Below are 16,282 nucleotides of genomic sequence, written 5' to 3' on the forward strand. Positions count from 1 at the left end.
CGTTGCGGTGGTGCGGTGGGCGCCGGGGACAGACGCGCGGCGGTAGCCGGGGAGCCCCCGGTCTCAGTGCGGGACGGCGGCCGGTTCCGCGGACTTCGCGCGGTGCCGCCAACGCGCGTAAACCTGGAGGAAGGCATGCATGCGGTAGGGGCCGGGCGAGCCGTCCTCGAGCAGCCCCGCCTCGACGAGCCGCTCCAGCACGGCCTCGGCGTCACCGAAGTCCTTCGGCACATCGGCAGGGCGCAACGCTCCCGCGTCCTCGCGCGCCCCGAGGTGGAGGAAGGCCTCCCGCGCCACGGGGTCCAGGGCTTCGAGCGCCGCCCCGAGTACGGCGGGCACGGACAGCCGCGGGTCCTCGGCGAGCGAAAGCCGCGCGGGTGGGCTCTCGGCGAGCCAGTCCGCGCAGGCGGCCACCGTCAGTCCCGGCCGGGTGAGCAGCCGGGCCGCGGCGATCCGCAGCGCGAGCGGGAAGTGGCCGCACAGCGCGGCGAGCCGGGCGGCGGCCTGCGGCTCGGCCGCGAACCGTGCCGCCCCGAGCAGCGCTTCGAGCAGGCCCAGCGCGTCCTCGGCGGGCAGTACGTCGAGCCGGTGGACGGCGCCGCCGTGGGTGGCGACCACCGCGGCGAGATGCTGTCGGCTGGTGAGGATCACGGCCGCCTCACCGGGGGCGGGCAGCAGGGGCCGCACCTGCCAGCCGCTCGCCACGTCGTCGAGGATCAGCAGCATGCGGCCGCCGGCCGGGTCGGGCGGCGGCAGCTGCGCCGCGGCCTCCGCACTGGTCACCGCGGAGCCGTCGGGCCGTGCCATGGGCAGGACGTGCACCCCGCCGGGGAAGGAGCCCTGCACCTCGTGCGCGGTCTGCAGGGCGAGAGCGGTCTTGCCGATGCCGGGCGCCCCGGAGACGACGACCAGTGCCTGGTCCCCGTCGCGGGACAGCAGCCGCTCTGCCATCTCCTCGCGCTCGCGGCGCCGTCCGGTGAATCCGGGTACGGGCCGCAGGGCGGGGGCGCTCGTCGGTACGGGGGCGGTGGTTCCGCGGGCCTCTTGCGCGCCCGGTGACGGGGACGGCCCGGCGGCCAGGGCGAGCGGGGCGGGTACCGGGGTGCGGCGCCCGGATGCGGGTCCGAGGTCCTCGGCGCGGAGGATGGACAGCTCCAGACGCTGGAGGCCGGAGCCCGGGTCGATGCCGAGCTCTTCGTGGAGCCGGGACTTGACGATGCGGTACTCGGCGAGGGCCTCCGCCTGCCTGCCCGTGCGGTAGAGCGCCTCGATGAGCTGCTCGGCGAAGCGTTCGCGCCCGGGGTGCTTGCGGGTCTCCTCCCAGAGGTCGACGAGGACCTGCCCGCACTGTCCTGCGGCGAGCTCCAGGTCACAGACGCGTTCGAGGACCCGCAGCCGTTCCTCGACCAGTCCGGGGAGCGCATCGCGGTGCAGCATCCGGGAGGCGACGTTGGCGAGCAGGGGTCCCTGCCAGAGCGCGAGCGCCTGTCGGAGGCGGTAGAGCTCCGTCTCCTCGTCGGTCCCGTCCTGGACGGAGGTCAGGCCGCGGAAGCGCACCAGGTCGAGGGTTTCCCCGGTGGCGCGCATGCGGTAGCCGCCGGCAACGGACTCGATCATGGTGCCGTCGATGCCGTACTTGGTGAAGATCCGCCGCAGCCGCAGGACACAGGTCTGCAGGGCGGCACGTGCCGTTGCCGGTTGCTCCTCGTCCCACAGGGCTCGCAGCAGATAGCCGGTGGACACGACCGAGTTGGGATGCAGCAGCAGTGCCGCGAGCAGGCTGGTGGGCTTGGAGGGCTTCAGTACCGCGACTTCTTCACCGTTCGCGATACTGAGCGGGCCTAGCAGCTCGAACCGCATGGACAGCACTCCGCGCCACGGTTCCGCGCGTTGACGCGCAGGCCGCCGGAGCGGACAAGAGAGAAAACCGGCCACTGCGGATCGACCAGGAACTCTGTGAGCGGAGAGGGAAAAGATTCACCGGAGCAATTCGTTCCGTTTCCGTTCCGCCCTGTTCGATGCCGCATAGACGCCCCCCGTATGTGCACCTCGGCGCAAATTGGCCAGCATTCACACGGTCACGTGAACACTCGGCCAACGCACAAATCAGCTCCGCGAACAACCTGGCAAACCCGGAGCGGGCACGTGCGACGCATGGCCAAAAGCCATCGGCATACTATTCAGCGGATTCCCATAAGTCGACCCATTGGCTCCCCACACAATCCGGCCAACTCCGCACGCCCCTCTCCGGACCCCGCCCGGACACCCGTGGGCAAGCCCCCGTCCGCCACGCCATCGGCGGGAGGTGGGCCGCTCTGTCCCACTTGAGAGCCCGGAGCGCCCCGCGCTTCCCGCCGATCGGCCACGCCGGGCACTCGTGAGAACCGGAGCGGAATTCATCTTCTCGCTGCCTGGACAATGATCGGACACCCTCATTCCGTATCGCGAAACAGACAATAAGGACGGAATTAATTCATCCGGGGTGGCCGAAATTGGCTACCTATCAAGCCGACACAAGAGGGCTCCCTCGCCGGAAATACAGAATGCGCTCCCGTACGCCGGACCGATGGGCCGGAAAGCTGAGAGTTTGGGTTCTCGCGCGGCCGATTCGAGCAGGCCGAGACCGGCGGCCGGGCGGCCGGGCGGCGGAACAGCCGAAAGGCCCGCTCGCTGCGCCGAGGCAGCGAACGGGCCTGCGTTACGGACCGTTGGGACTCCAACGGGCCTGCGTTACGGACCGTTGGGACTCCTACTGGTCCGGCTCGACCCCTACTGGTCCGCGATCTCCCCGTAGGCGGCGAGGAGGACGGCCGGATCGGGCCCCTCCAGGACCGTCGGCTTCGCCAGTCCGTCGAGCACGATGAAGCGCAGCAGGTCGCCGCGCGACTTCTTGTCGACCTTCATCGTCTCCAGGAGCTTGGGCCACTGGTCGCCGCGGTAGGCCAGCGGGAGCCCGACCGACTCCAGGATCTTGCGGTGCCGGTCGGCGGTCTCGTCGTCCAGCCGCCCGGCGAGCCTGCCGAGTTCGGCGGCGAAGTGCATGCCGACCGAGACGGCGGCGCCGTGACGCCACTTGTACCGCTCGTTCTTCTCGATGGCGTGCGCCAGCGTGTGCCCGTAGTTGAGGATCTCGCGGCGCCCGGCCTCCTTCAGGTCGCCGGAGACCACCTCCGCCTTGACCCGGATGGAGCGCTCGATCAGTTCGGCGGTGTGCGTCCCGGCGGGCGTACGGGCGCCCTGCGGGTCTGCCTCGATCAGGTCGAGGATCACCGGGTCGGCGATGAAGCCCGCCTTGATGATCTCGGCCAGGCCGGACACATAGTCGTTGACCGGCAGGGACTCCAGCGCGGCCAGGTCGCACAGGACCCCGGCCGGCGGGTGGAAGGAGCCCACCAGGTTCTTGCCCTCGGCGGTGTTGATGCCGGTCTTGCCGCCCACCGCGGCGTCGACCATACCGAGCACCGTGGTCGGCACCGCGATCCAGCGGACCCCGCGCAGCCAGGTCGCCGCCACGAAACCGGCCAGGTCGGTGGTGGCACCGCCGCCGACCCCGACGATGATGTCGGTGCGGGTGAACCCGGACTGCCCGAGCGCCTTCCAGCAGTAGGCGGCGACCTCGGCGGTCTTCGCCTCCTCGGCGTTGGGCACCTGGATGGCGATCGCCTCGTAGCCCTGCCCGGCGAGGTCGGTACGAACCGCCTCGCCCGTCTCGGCCAGGGCCTCGGGGTGAATGACCGCGATCCGCTTCACGCGCTCACCGACGAGGGAGGGCAGCTCGCCGAGGAGTTGCCGGCCCACGAGCACCTCGTAGGCCTCGCTGCCTGCGGTGGCGCCGACCTGGATGCGCGTCACTGCCTGCTTGTTCATGTCGTCTCCTGCTGGGAGTCCGGGGAGGACGGGGCCGCGTCGCCGCCGGGGCCCGCGGCCGGGTCCAGGACGTCGAGGACGGCCTGGGCGACCTCTTCGGGCGTACGTCCGTCGGTGGGCACCTCGGCGCGGGCGACCTCGAGGTAGAGGTGGCGCCGCGCCTCCATCAGTTCGCGCCACTGCTTGCGCGGGTTGACCGCGAGCAGGGGCCGCGCGACGGCGAGACCGGTGCGCCGGACCGCCTCCTCGACGTCCATCGACAGATAGACGACGGGGCGCGCGGCGAGCAGCGCACGGGTGGACTCGTCGAGGACGGCGCCGCCGCCCAGCGAGAGGACCCCGTCGTGCTCGGCGACCGCCCGCCGCACGGCCCCGCACTCGACCTCACGGAAATAGGGTTCGCCCGAGTCCACGAAGATGTCCGAGATCTCGCGCTTCTCCTCGGCCACGATGTCGGCGTCGGTGTCCCGGTAGGTGGTGCCCAGACGCTCGGCGAGCAGTTCGCCCACCGTCGACTTGCCGACCCCCATGGGGCCGACGAGCACCACCACGGGACCGTTCACCGCGCTCACCGGATGTGCAGATTGTCGAGGTAGGAGCGGACGTTGCGACGGGTCTCGGTGACGCTGTCGCCGCCGAACTTCTCCGCGACGGCGTCGGCGAGGACCAGGGCCACCATCGCCTCGGCCACGATGCCGGACGCCGGGACGGCGCACACGTCGGAGCGCTGGTGGTGGGCGCTGGTGGCCTCACCGGTCTTCACGTCGACGGTGGCAAGGGCACGCGGCACGGTGGCGATGGGCTTCATCGCGGCGCGCACACGCAGCAGTTCACCGGTGCTCAGGCCGCCCTCGGTGCCGCCGGACCGGCCGGTGGAGCGGCGGATGCCGTCCTCGGTGTTCACGATCTCGTCGTGCGCCTTGGAGCCGGGGACCCGGGCCAGGTCGAAGCCGTCGCCGACCTCCACACCCTTGATCGCCTGGATGCCCATGAGCGCCGCGGCGAGCCGGGCGTCCAGACGGCGGTCCCAGTGCACGTGCGAGCCGAGTCCGACCGGCACGTCGTAGGCGAGCACCTCGACGACGCCGCCGAGGGTGTCGCCGTCCTTGTGGGCCTGGTCGATCTCGGCGACCATCGCCTTGCTCGCGTCCGCGTCGAGGCAGCGCACCGGGTCGGCGTCCAGCTTCTCGACGTCGGCCGGGGTCGGGTACACGCCGTACGGCGCCTTGGCGCTCGCCAGCTCGATCACGTGCGAGACGATCTCGATGCCCGCGGTCTCCCTGAGGTAGGAGCGGGCCACGGCGCCGAGCGCCACCCGGGCCGCGGTCTCGCGCGCGGAGGCGCGCTCCAGGATCGGGCGGGCCTCGTCGAAGCCGTACTTCTGCATTCCGGCCAGGTCGGCGTGACCGGGCCGGGGGCGGGTCAGCGGTTCGTTGCGGGCGAGGGCGGCGAGCTCGGCCGGGTCGACCGGGTCGGCCGCCATGACCTTCTCCCACTTGGGCCACTCCGTGTTGCCGACCATGACGGCGACCGGGGAACCCAGGGTGAGGCCGTGCCGCACCCCGCCGATGAACGTGACCTCGTCACGCTCGAACTTCATCCGTGCGCCGCGGCCGTAGCCGAGGCGGCGCCTGGCGAGGTGGTCGGCCACCATGTCCGTCGTGATCGGCACGCCGGCGGGAAGGCCCTCCAGCGTCGCGACAAGTGCGGGTCCGTGGGACTCCCCCGCCGTCAGCCAGCGCAACCTGCTCAACGGTGCTCCTCAATCCTCACGCCTGGATCTGCGAGATGGCCTCGGGGATGCCCCCGGTGCCACTCTCGATCCTCCCATGTCCCGTCCTCGAGCCCGGCTCGTGGTCCACCTGACGGACGTCGCGCTACCGCAGTTCGTCAGGTTCGTCGAGAGGGTCCCGGCGGAATATGTCACTCCGCTGTACAGCGGGTCCTATGGAACCTTCGCTACCGGTGAATCCGGCCTGAACCCCGCACCCCCGGCCCCCTCGTCAGCGCGCGGAGAGGGCCCGTTCCCCGGCCTCGCGCATCACGTCGAGCGGTGCGCGTTCACAGCCGGTCATCTGCTCGACCTGGAGCACCGCCTGGTGCACCAGCAGGTCGAGCCCGCCGACCACCGCTCCCCCTCCCGTCGACCAGCGGGCGGCCAGCGCCGTGGGCCACGGGTCGTAGAGCACGTCGAACAGCGCTCCGGGGCGCTCGGGCACCGCTTCGACGAGCGCGTCGGTGGCCCCGGCGGGTGTGGTCGCCACGACCAGGGGGGCGCTCAGCGCCCGGGCGGCCTCGGACCACTCCTCGGTACGGACCGGGACGCCCAGCCTGCTGCCCCACTCGCGCATCTCGGCCGCCCGCTCCGCGCTGCGGACATAGGCGACGACCTCGCCGGTGCACACCGAGGCGAGCGCCGCGAGCGCGGAGGAGGCGGTGGCTCCGGCGCCCAGGATCGCGGCCGACTCGACCTTGTCGATGCCGCGCTCGCGCAGGGCGGCGATCATGCCCGGGATATCGGTGTTGTCGCCGCGGCGGCGCCCGTCCGCGGTGAACACCACGGTGTTGACGGCCTCCACCGAGGCGGCGGTGGCGGTGACCTCGTCGAGCAGCGGGATCACGGCACGCTTGAGCGGCATGGTCAGCGAGAGGCCCGCCCACTCGCCGGTGAGCCCGGCGAGGAACCCGGCGAGCGTGGACTCGTCCACCTCGAAGCGTCCGTACTCCCAGTCCGCCAGGCCCAGTTCCGCGTACGCGGCCCGGTGCAGTACGGGTGACAGGGAGTGGGCGATCGGGGAACCGAGCACGGCCGCCTTGCGCACCGTCATTCGCAGTCCTTGCCTTCCTTGCGCCGCTTGTTGAACTCGTCGACATACTTCTGGTGTTCGCCGAGCGTCTTGGAGAACGTGGTGGTCCGGCAGTCCATCGAGATGAAGAACATCCAGCCCTCGGTGTCCGGACTGGTCGCCGCCTCCAGCGCGTCCTTGCCCGGGTTTCCGATGGGACCGGGCGTCAGACCGCGATAGAAGTACGTGTTGTACGGGTTGTCGTAATTGCGGATCTGACTGACCGGAATGTCGATCTCGCTCTGGTTCTTCACGTAGTTGTACGTGGAGTCGAATTCGAGCTTCTGGTTCGTCACGGTATTCGTCGGCTTCAGCCGGTTGTAGACGACAGCCGCCATCTTGCGGAAGTCGTCGTGCGTCATTCCCTCGGCCTGGACGAGGCTGGCGACCGTGACGACCTGGAGCGGATCCTTGAGGTCCAGCTCCTTGGCCTTGCCCTCCAGGTCGTAATTCGCGTACTCGGCGTTGGCCCGGTCGACCATCTTCTTCAGCACGTCCGCGGGCTTCATGCTCTTGTCCACGGGATAGCTGGCCGGGAACAGGAAGCCTTCGAGCGGGTCTTTTATCTTGCTGCTCTTGTTCGCCCAGTCCGGCAGGCCGAGCTTCTTCCATTCCTTCTTCGCGACACCCTCGGTGGTACCGGCCTTGATACCGAGGCGTTTGTCGATCTCCGCATAGATCGCCGCATTGCGTCGGCCTTCGCCGATGATGAGCGCATTGCGGCTCTTCGGGTCGAGCATCAGCGCGACCGCGTTCTCTCCGGACATCTGCTTCTTGAGCGTGTAGAACCCGTGCTGGATTTCCATCCCGTCCGGGTTGTCGCCCTGTGCCTCGACAAAGGCGTCCGCGCTCTTCACCACACCCGCGGCGGCGAGCTTCTTGCCCATCTCGTAGCCGGTGGCGCCCTGCGGGATCTCGACCGTGACATTGCCGCTGCCCGCACCGTCGTAGTCCGGCGCCGGTCCGAACCGGTCCTGGTAGAACTGGTAACCGAAGTAACCGCCGCCGCCGATCAGGCCGAGCAGCAGGGCTCCGGCCACCATGCAGGAGCAGCCGCTGCGGCTCTTCTTCTCCTCGCCGCCGCCCCGGCGTCCGCGCTTGCGGCCCGTCGGCTCGTCGTCGGCATCGTCCGCGTCGTCGACCGAGAAGAAGGCGTGCTCGCCCTGGTCCGGACCCGGGTCCCAGTCGGTGGGCGGCTCGGCCGGTTCACCGCGGCGCGGATTCGGCTCGGGCCGGTGCGGGTCCGCCGGAGCCTGCTGCCCCTGCGGCCCGGGGTGGCCGTACTGCGCCTGCGGTCCGCCGGGCTGCGCCTGCTGGGGGTAGCCCTCGGCGCCGTAGTGTTCGCCGCCCTGTCCCGGCTGAGCGGGGTGGCCGTGGCCATGAGTGCCGTACGGGTCGGGGTGCCCGCCGGAACCGTAGGTCTGCGCCTGCTGCGTTCCGGTGTCCCAGCCGCCGTCGTACTGCCCGCCACCGTCGTACTGCTGACCGCCCTGGTAGGGCTCGCCCTGGTAGGGCTGCTGCCCCGCGCCGTACTGCGACTGCTGACCGGTGTCATAGGGCTGCTGCCCGGTGTCGTACGGCTGCTGTCCGCCGCCGTACTGCTGGTGGCCCGGGTCGTACTGCTGGCCGTACGGCCCCTGGACTCCTGTGTCATAGGGCTGCCCGGGCTGTGGGTGACCCTGGCCGTAGGGCTGGTGGCCGTAGTGCGGCTGGGCGCCGGAGTTCAGGTCCTCGTAGGGCTGCGGGGACTGGCCGTCGTACTGAGGCTGCCCGCCCGATGACTGCTGAGTGCCGTATCCGTCGCCGTACAGAGGGTCTTCCGGATGCCACGGTTGGGGCCCTGGGCCCCGGCCATACTCAGTCATCAATCCCCTAGAGCCGCGAGGCGCACGCTGCGCGGCCGCGAGGCACGGCAGCGGAAGAAGCCTCTTGCTGTCGCCGGCTGTTCGAACACCGGCGCATCGCGCGGAACGTTACCGTATCGCGATCAGGCCACCACTTCGACGGGTTCCCCCGGAGCCCGGCCCGAGGTGCGCTCGGTCTCCAGGGCGTTCTGGAGGATCACCACCGCCGCCGCCTGGTCGATCACCGCGCGGCCCTTCTTGGACCCGACGCCGGAGGCGCGCAGCCCCTGGCCTGCGGTCACCGTGGTCATCCGCTCGTCCACGAGCCGTACCGCCACTGGTGCGATGTTGCGGGCGAGTTCGCGGGCGAAGGTGCGGACCTTCGTCGCGGCGGGGCCCTCTCGTCCGTTCAGGGAACGCGGCAGTCCGACGACCACCTCGAGGGGCTCGTACTCCGCGACGAGTGCGGCCAGCCGCCGGTGGGCGGCCGGGACGTCACGTCCCGGCACGGTCTCCACCGGCGTCGCGAGGATCCCGTCGGGGTCGCAGGAGGCGACCCCGATCCGGGCGTCCCCGACATCGACCGCGAGGCGGCGGCCGCGGCGCATCGCTGTGCTCACGCCGTCTCGGCGACGAGGCGTTCGACGGCGGCCACGGCCTCGCCGATGGCCTCCGGGCGCTGGCCGCCGCCCTGGGCGACGTCCGGCTTGCCACCACCGCCGCCGCCGAGGGTCTTGGCGGCGGTGCGCACCAGGTCACCGGCCTTCAGACCACGCTCGCGCGCGGCCTCGTTGGTGGCGATGACCGTCAGCGGGCGGTCGCTGGCCACGGTGAACAGGGCGACCACGGCCGGACGGTCGCCGGGGATGCGGCCGCGTACGTCCAGGACCAGCTTGCGCAGGTCGTCGGCGCCGGTGCCGTCGGCCACCCGGCCGGTGACCAGGGCGACGCCCTTCACGTCCTGGGCGCCCTGGGCCAGCCCCGCGGCGGCCTGGAGCACCTTCTCGGCGCGGAACTTCTCGATCTCCTTCTCGGCGTCCTTGAGCTTGGAGAGCATGCCGGAGATCTTCTCGGGCAGCTCCTCGGGACGCCCCTTCACCAGTTCCTGGAGCTGGGCGACCACGGTGTGCTCACGGGCCAGGAAGTTGTAGGCGTCCACGCCGACCAGGGCCTCGATGCGCCGCACGCCCGAGCCGATGGAGGACTCGCCGAGCAGCTTCACCAGGCCGAGCTGGGCGGTGTTGTGCACATGCGTGCCGCCGCAGAGCTCCTTGGAGAAGTCGCCGATGGTGATCACCCGGACCTGCTCGCCGTACTTCTCGCCGAACTCGGCGATGGCGCCCTGCTTGCGGGCCTCGTCGATACCCATGACCTCGGCCTGGACGTCGAGTTCGCGGGCCAGAACTTCGTTGATCTTCTGCTCGACGTCGGTCATCACGGCCGTGGGCACGGCCGAGGGCGAGCCGAAGTCGAAGCGGAAGCGGCCCGGCTGGTTCTCCGAACCGGCCTGGGCGGCGGTCGGGCCGAGGGCGTCGCGCAGCGCCTGGTGGGTCAGGTGGGTGGCCGAGTGGGCGCGGGCGATGGCCTTGCGGCGGCGCACGTCGACGGTGGCCTGCGCGGCGGCGCCGACGGTCACCTCGCCGACCTGGACGACGCCCTTGTGCACGTACACACCGGGCACCGGCTTCTGACAGTCGCGGACCTCGATCACGGCGCCGCTGTCGAGCCGGATCCGGCCGGTGTCGCCGATCTGGCCGCCGCCCTCGGCGTAGAACGGGGTGCGGTCGAGGACGACCTCCACCTCGTCGCCCTCGGTGGCCGCGGGCGAGGAGACGCCGTCGACGAGGAGGCCGACGATGTGCGACTCCCCTTCGAGGTGGCCGTAGCCGATGAAGTCGGTCTCGCCGGAGGAGTCGGCGATCTCGCGGTAGGCGTGCAGATCGGCGTGGCCGGTCTTCTTGGCGCGGGCGTCGGCCTTGGCGCGCTCGCGCTGCTCCTTCATCAGGCGCCGGAAGCCGTCCTCGTCGACGCTCAGGCCCTGCTCGGCGGCCATCTCCAGCGTGAGGTCGATCGGGAAGCCCCAGGTGTCGTGGAGCAGGAACGCCTTGTCGCCGGAGAGCACGGTGCCGCCCGCGGACCTGGTCTCGGTGACCGCGGTGTCCAGGACGTTGGTGCCGCCCTTGAGGGCCTTGAGGAACTTGGCCTCCTCGGCCAGCGCGACGCCCTCGATCCGCTTCCGGTCGGTGAGCAGCTCCGGGTACTGCTGTCCCATCGTGTCCAGGACGACGTCGAGCAGCTCCCGCACCACCGGGCCGGAGGCGCCGAGGATGCGCATATTGCGGATGGCGCGGCGCATGATGCGGCGCAGGACGTAGCCGCGGCCCTCGTTGCCGGGGGTGACGCCGTCGCCGATGAGCATGGCCGAGGTGCGCATGTGGTCGGCGATGACGCGCAGCGAGACGTCGGAGTCCTTGCCCGAGCCGTAGGCGACGCCGGTCAGTTCGGTGGCCTTGTCGATGACCACGCGCAGGGTGTCCGTCTCGTACATGTTCCGTACGCCCTGCAGGATCATGGCGAGACGTTCGAGACCGAGGCCGGTGTCGATGTTCTTGCTCGGCAGGTCACCGAGGATCTCGAAGTCCTCCTTGCCGGTGCCCTCGCCGCGTTCGAACTGCATGAAGACCAGGTTCCAGATCTCCACATACCGCTCGTCGTTGACGGCCGGGCCGCCCTCGACGCCGAACTCGGGTCCGCGGTCGTAGTTGATCTCGGAACAGGGGCCGCAGGGGCCGGGGACGCCCATGGACCAGAAGTTGTCCTTCTTGCCGAGGCGCTGGATGCGTTCGGCGGGCACGCCCACGGTGTTGAGCCAGATCTGCTCGGCCTCGTCGTCGTCCTGGTAGACGGTGATCCAGAGCTTCTCCGGGTCCAGGCCGTAGCCGCCGTCCTCGACGGAGCCGGTCAGCAGCTCCCAGGACAGCTTGATGGCGCCTTCCTTGAAGTAGTCGCCGAAGGAGAAGTTGCCGCACATCTGGAAGAAGGTGCCGTGCCGGGTGGTCTTGCCGACCTCTTCGATGTCCGGGGTGCGGACGCACTTCTGCACGCTGGTGGCGCGCGGCGCGGGCGGCGTCACCTCGCCGAGGAAGTAGGGCTTGAAGGGCACCATGCCGGCGTTGACGAGGAGCAGCGTGGGGTCGTCTGCGATCAGCGACGCCGACGGCACGACCTTGTGCCCGCGCTCTTCGAAGAAGCGCAACCAGCGGCGGCGGATTTCAGCCGACTCCATCAGTGGTCCTCATTCCGGTTGTACGAGTAGGTGGTGTGTCCGGGGTTGTGGTGCTTGCTGTGCTGGAGGTTCTCCAGGGCGCTGAACCGCCGGGGCCGGGGCAGCTCCCGGGGTGCCGCCTCGCCGATGCCGAGTGCGTCGCCGAGTTCGGCCTCGCGCTGGGCCATGCCGTCGCGGACGTCGAGCGCGAAGTCCTTGAGCCGGTGACCGGCCTCGACTGCCTTGTTCGCCGCCTGCGCGGCGAGGCTTTCGGGGGTCAGCTGCTGGATCTTGCGGTTGACCTTGCTGGTGGCCCACACACCGGCGGCAGCGCCCGCGGTGAACCAGAACGTACGGCGGAACATCGCTGCGTCAGTCCTTCTTCCGGTCGGCCCGCTGTGCGCGCCGGGCCCGCCGGGACGCGGGCACGGTACGTCCGACGATCACGGTGCGGCCGGGCCGGTCCTCGGCGGGGGCCGGGCCGTCGGCGGCCTTGCGGCCGAGCGCGCGGCGCACTCCGTAACCAAAGGCGGCCACCTTGACCAGGGGCCCGCCGAAGGTGCTGGCGACCGTCGTCGACAGGGCGTTGGCGTTCGAGGTGACTTCCTGGACGTCGGAGGCGATGGAGTCCACGCGGTCGAGCTGGGTCTGCGCGGAACGGACCGCACGGGAGGCGTCCCCGAGGAGTGGCACGGCCTGTTCGGTCACGTCCGCCACGAGCTTGGTGGTCGCTTTGAGCGTCTGCGCCAGCCTCACCAGAGCAACGGCGAGGAAGGAGACCAGAATCGCCCAGAAGACGGCCACCAGGATCCCGGCCACCTCTCCACCGGACACTGTCGCACCCCTGCCTGAACATCGCGTGTGTGCCGCCGGGCCGAACGGCCCCGCACGGAACGGAACATCGGAACGTCGCATTCTCGTCTCCCGAGCCTATCGCGCCCGTCCCTTTGCTCCGTACCGCATTACCGCCCCGTCCGTGCCGCGTTGGTGCGGGCCTCGTGACGGCTTCGGGGCACCTCGACACAAGGTCCCGGCGGCGGGCCGGAGCGGGGTTGCGGCCCGGCAACGCGAGAGCCCGCCGCCCACGGTCCCCGAAGGGACGGTGCGGGCGGCGGGCCGGTGCGCGGAGCGCGGTGCTACGCCAGGGTCAGCGGGCGTAATACTCGACGACGAGCTGCTCGTCGCAGATCACCGGGATCTCCTTGCGGTTCGGGTCGCGGTCCAGGCGGAAGGCCAGGGCCTTCAGGTTGACCTGGAGGTAACGCGGCGTCTCGCCCTCGGGCGCGAAGCCACCCTCGCGGGCGACCTGGAACAGCGGCTTCTCGCGAGAGCGCTCACGCACCATCACGACGTCGTCCGGGCGGACACGGAAGGAGGGCTTGTCGACCTTCTTGCCGTTGACCTCGATGTGACCGTGCACGACCATCTGGCGCGACTGGTAGATGGTGCGCGCGATGCCGGAGCGCAGAACCAGGGCGTCGAGACGACGCTCCAGCTCGACGATCAGGGCCTCGCCGGTCTTGCCCTGGACCTTGCTGGCGCGGTCGTAGGCGCGCACCAGCTGGCGCTCGGAAACGTCGTACTGCGCACGCAGACGCTGCTTCTCGAGCAGTCGGACCTTGTAGTCCGAGTTCTGCTTGCGGCCACGGCCGTGCTCACCCGGCGGGTAGGGGCGGGCCTCGAAGTACTTGACAGCCTTCGGGGTCAGCGCGATACCGAGCGCACGCGACTTCTTGACCTTGGGACGGGACTGGTTCGGCACGAACCAACCTCTTTCTTTCGAATCGGCTCACCAGGGTTAGGGGAGGTCGCATCCGCAGACCGGGAAACCGGCCCGACCGCACAGCGGACGGGCAGGCAGCCGCTCCCGAGTTCTGGGCACATACGTGCAGCACGCGAGTGGCCCACCGCATCCTGTCCCGAGGGGACCGGGGTGGTGGGCTGCCCGCGACACCTTCGACGGGTGCGCGACGCTCCTGGAGACATCCGGCCTGGGCCGGTGCTCCGGCTGCATGTCCCGTTCTGGTGGTGCCGACCGGGGCCGGACACGGGACGCAGCGCTGCGGCGAGTCTACCGGTTCCCGGCGGGTGCCCCGTACGCCCAGGTCACGGGCGCTGCGGTGCGTGGCCGCGCGGGCGATGGCCGGCGATCCGGCTCGGTGCGGACGTCGGGGGTGCGTCCGGGATCACGCCCGGTCCTCGGAGCCACGGCCCCCCTCGCCGCCGCGCCCCTCGGTCAGCCGCCCGCGCACCCGCTCGACGACATCGGCGTACCGCGCCTCCGCGCCGTACCGCGTCGGGCGGTAGTACTCCTTGCCGTGCAGGGCGTCGGGGGCGTACTGCTGGGCGGCGATTCCGCCGGGGACGTCGTGCGGATACACGTAGCCCTGGGCGTGGCCGAGTTTGGCGGCGCCCTTGTAGTGGCCGTCGCGCAGGTGTGGCGGCACGGGGCCGGTCAGGCCCTTGCGTACGTCCTCCAGGGCGGCCGAGATGGCGGTGGTCGCGGCGTTCGACTTGGGCGCCAGGGCCAGCGCGATGGTGGCGTGGCTGAGGGTGAGCGCCGCCTCGGGGAAGCCGATCAGGGCCACGGCCTGGGCGGCGGCCACCGCGATGGGCAGGGCGGTGGGGTCGGCCAGGCCGATGTCCTCGCTGGCCGAGATCATCAGGCGGCGGGCGATGAAGCGGGGGTCCTCGCCCGCCTCGATCATCCGGGCCAGATAGTGCAGGGCGGCGTCCACGTCCGAGCCCCGGATCGACTTGATCAGGGCGCTGGCGACGTCGTAGTGCTGGTCGCCGTCCCGGTCGTACTTGACCGCCGCGCGGTCGACGGAGTCCTCCAGGGTGGACAGGGTTATCTCGCCCTCGCCCTTGGCGAGCGCCGAACCCGCGCCCGCCTCCAGCGCGGTCAGCGCACGGCGCGCGTCGCCGCCCGCGATGCGCAGCAGATGCGCCTCGGCGTCCTCGGGCAGGGTCACCGCCCCGCCGAGCCCGCGCTCGTCGGTGAGCGCGCGGCGCAGCAGTCCGCGCAGATCCTCGTCGGTGAGCGGTTCGAGGGTGAGCAGCAGGGAGCGGGAGAGCAGCGGGGAGATCACCGAGAAGTACGGGTTCTCGGTGGTGGCGGCGATCAGGGTGACCCAGCGGTTCTCGACGGCCGGGAGCAGCGAGTCCTGCTGGGCCTTGCTGAAGCGGTGGATCTCGTCCAGGAAGAGGACCGTCTCCTTGCCGTAGCCGCCGGTGGCGCGCCGGGCCCCGTCGATGACGGCCCGGACCTCCTTGACGCCCGCGGTGATCGCCGAGAGCTCCACGAAGCGTTTGTTGGTGGCCTTGGAGACCACGTACGCGAGGGTGGTCTTGCCGGTGCCCGGCGGCCCCCAGAGGATCACCGACGACGGGCCCGCGGGCCCGCCGCCGCCCTCGCCGACCAGGCGGCGCAGCGGCGATCCGGGCTTGAGCAGGTGCTGCTGGCCGACGACCTCGTCCAGGATGCGCGGGCGCATACGGACGGCGAGCGGACTGCTCGCCGGGTCCTTCTCCTGGCGGTCCTCGGCGGCGGCGGTGAACAGATCGGGCTCCACGCCGAAAACCCTATGGCACCGCACTGACAGTGCCGTCCCGTACAGGTGCGACGGCAGCGCGAGGATCCGTTACGGGCGGGCGGCGGCCCCTGCCCGTACGCCCCGGCTCAGCTGGTCCAGAAGTCCCACCAGCGGGTCAGGATCAGCATCCCGATCACGCCGATGTGCATCACCGGGAGGACCCAGGTGAACTCGCCGAAGAAGGCCCGCAGCCAGCTCGGCGCGGGCAGCAGCCCGTGCCGGATGTTGGAGGAGGTCACGTACCAGAACATGATGATCGTGGCGGCCCAGGCCAGGCAGCACCACAGGCACAGGGCGTTGATGCGGTACAGCGACTGGAACTGCAGCCAGGTGCAGAAGCCGACCCCGAAGAGGGTGCCGAAGTTGAGGGTGAGCCAGTACCAGCGCGGGAAGCGGGCGCGGGCCAGGAGGCTCATGCCGACGCAGACCACGATGGCGTAGGTGACCAGTCCCAGCAGGGGGTTCGGGAAGCCGAAGGCCTCCGCCTGGTCGCTCTTCATGATGCTTCCGCAGGAGACGACCGGGTTGATGCTGCACCCTGGCGTGAAGTTGGGGTCCTCGAGCAGCTTGAACTTGTCGAGGGTGATCACCCAGGAGGCGAGGACACCGGCCGCGCCGGTGAGGACCAGCAGCAGGGCGAACGCGGTACTGCCGCCCACCAGCCGTCCGGAGGCGCCGGTATGGCTCGTCGAGCCGGAGGAGGCGCCGTCGGTGGCTGTCTTCGTCTCGCTCATCACGCCTGTTCCGTCACTCGGCCGGTCTGCGGGCAGGGCCATTGTGCCGTACTACAACCCGTTCGGTCCGTTCGCTGCGCATAAGCACGAGCTGTGAACCGTGCCCTCGGGTGCGGGGCCCCGGCTCGCG

Annotated in this window: 13 protein-coding genes; all 13 read right to left on the bottom strand. The window is 70.8% G+C overall.

The genetic code is table 11. From position 1 onward, the window contains the following. Window positions 1-63 precede the first annotated feature (63 nt). The 13 genes from HUT18_RS03010 to HUT18_RS03070 all read right to left on the bottom strand — a co-directional run bounded on the left by HUT18_RS03010 (window position 64) and on the right by HUT18_RS03070 (window position 16,152). Window positions 64-1,860, bottom strand: a complete 1,797-nt coding sequence (locus HUT18_RS03010) for an AfsR/SARP family transcriptional regulator (protein WP_176097561.1) — start codon at window positions 1,858-1,860, stop codon at window positions 64-66. Window positions 1,861-2,769: 909 nt separating this feature from the next. Then, window positions 2,770-3,867 (bottom strand): 3-dehydroquinate synthase, encoded by a 1,098-nt coding sequence (gene aroB / locus HUT18_RS03015; protein ID WP_176097563.1) that lies wholly within the window; start codon window positions 3,865-3,867, stop codon window positions 2,770-2,772. Next, window positions 3,864-4,397: a shikimate kinase gene (locus HUT18_RS03020; protein WP_176104256.1), complete on the bottom strand. Its 534-nt coding sequence runs from the start codon at window positions 4,395-4,397 to the stop codon at window positions 3,864-3,866. Before HUT18_RS03020 ends, aroB begins: the two co-directional genes overlap by 4 nt. Window positions 4,398-4,435: 38 nt before the next feature. Then, on the bottom strand, window positions 4,436-5,620 hold the full coding sequence (gene aroC / locus HUT18_RS03025; RefSeq protein WP_176097565.1) for a chorismate synthase: 1,185 nt from the start codon (window positions 5,618-5,620) through the stop codon (window positions 4,436-4,438). Window positions 5,621-5,870: 250 nt separating this feature from the next. Beyond that, entirely contained in the window at window positions 5,871-6,695 is an 825-nt protein-coding gene (locus HUT18_RS03030) for a shikimate dehydrogenase (RefSeq protein WP_176097567.1), read from the bottom strand. Then, the gene (mltG, locus tag HUT18_RS03035) at window positions 6,692-8,578 is read right to left on the bottom strand and encodes an endolytic transglycosylase MltG (RefSeq protein WP_176097568.1); all 1,887 of its coding nucleotides are present in this window, start codon (window positions 8,576-8,578) and stop codon (window positions 6,692-6,694) included. The genes HUT18_RS03030 and mltG overlap by 4 nt, the downstream gene beginning before the upstream one ends. Window positions 8,579-8,700: 122 nt before the next feature. Continuing rightward, complete coding sequence (gene ruvX / locus HUT18_RS03040; protein ID WP_176104257.1) at window positions 8,701-9,165, bottom strand: Holliday junction resolvase RuvX; 465 nt, start codon at window positions 9,163-9,165, stop codon at window positions 8,701-8,703. Between the two features lie 8 nt (window positions 9,166-9,173). Next, window positions 9,174-11,843 (bottom strand): alanine--tRNA ligase, encoded by a 2,670-nt coding sequence (alaS, locus tag HUT18_RS03045; RefSeq protein WP_176097570.1) that lies wholly within the window; start codon window positions 11,841-11,843, stop codon window positions 9,174-9,176. Beyond that, window positions 11,843-12,187 carry a DUF6167 family protein gene (locus HUT18_RS03050; protein WP_176097572.1) on the bottom strand — a complete coding sequence of 115 codons (345 nt, stop codon included), beginning with the start codon at window positions 12,185-12,187 and terminating at the stop codon, window positions 11,843-11,845. The genes alaS and HUT18_RS03050 overlap by 1 nt, the downstream gene beginning before the upstream one ends. A gap of 7 nt (window positions 12,188-12,194) precedes the next feature. Next, the gene (locus tag HUT18_RS03055) at window positions 12,195-12,656 is read right to left on the bottom strand and encodes a DUF948 domain-containing protein (RefSeq protein ID WP_176097574.1); all 462 of its coding nucleotides are present in this window, start codon (window positions 12,654-12,656) and stop codon (window positions 12,195-12,197) included. 313 nt (window positions 12,657-12,969) lie between these two features. Further along, entirely contained in the window at window positions 12,970-13,584 is a 615-nt protein-coding gene (rpsD, locus tag HUT18_RS03060) for a 30S ribosomal protein S4 (protein WP_176097582.1), read from the bottom strand. A gap of 424 nt (window positions 13,585-14,008) precedes the next feature. Beyond that, window positions 14,009-15,397 carry a replication-associated recombination protein A gene (locus tag HUT18_RS03065; protein ID WP_176097584.1) on the bottom strand — a complete coding sequence of 463 codons (1,389 nt, stop codon included), beginning with the start codon at window positions 15,395-15,397 and terminating at the stop codon, window positions 14,009-14,011. A 107-nt stretch (window positions 15,398-15,504) separates the two neighbouring features. Next, on the bottom strand, window positions 15,505-16,152 hold the full coding sequence (locus HUT18_RS03070) for a vitamin K epoxide reductase family protein (RefSeq protein ID WP_254878406.1): 648 nt from the start codon (window positions 16,150-16,152) through the stop codon (window positions 15,505-15,507). Window positions 16,153-16,282 lie beyond the last annotated feature (130 nt).

The organism is Streptomyces sp. NA04227 (genome assembly GCF_013364195.1).
Taxonomy (GTDB): Bacteria; Actinomycetota; Actinomycetes; order Streptomycetales; family Streptomycetaceae; genus Streptomyces.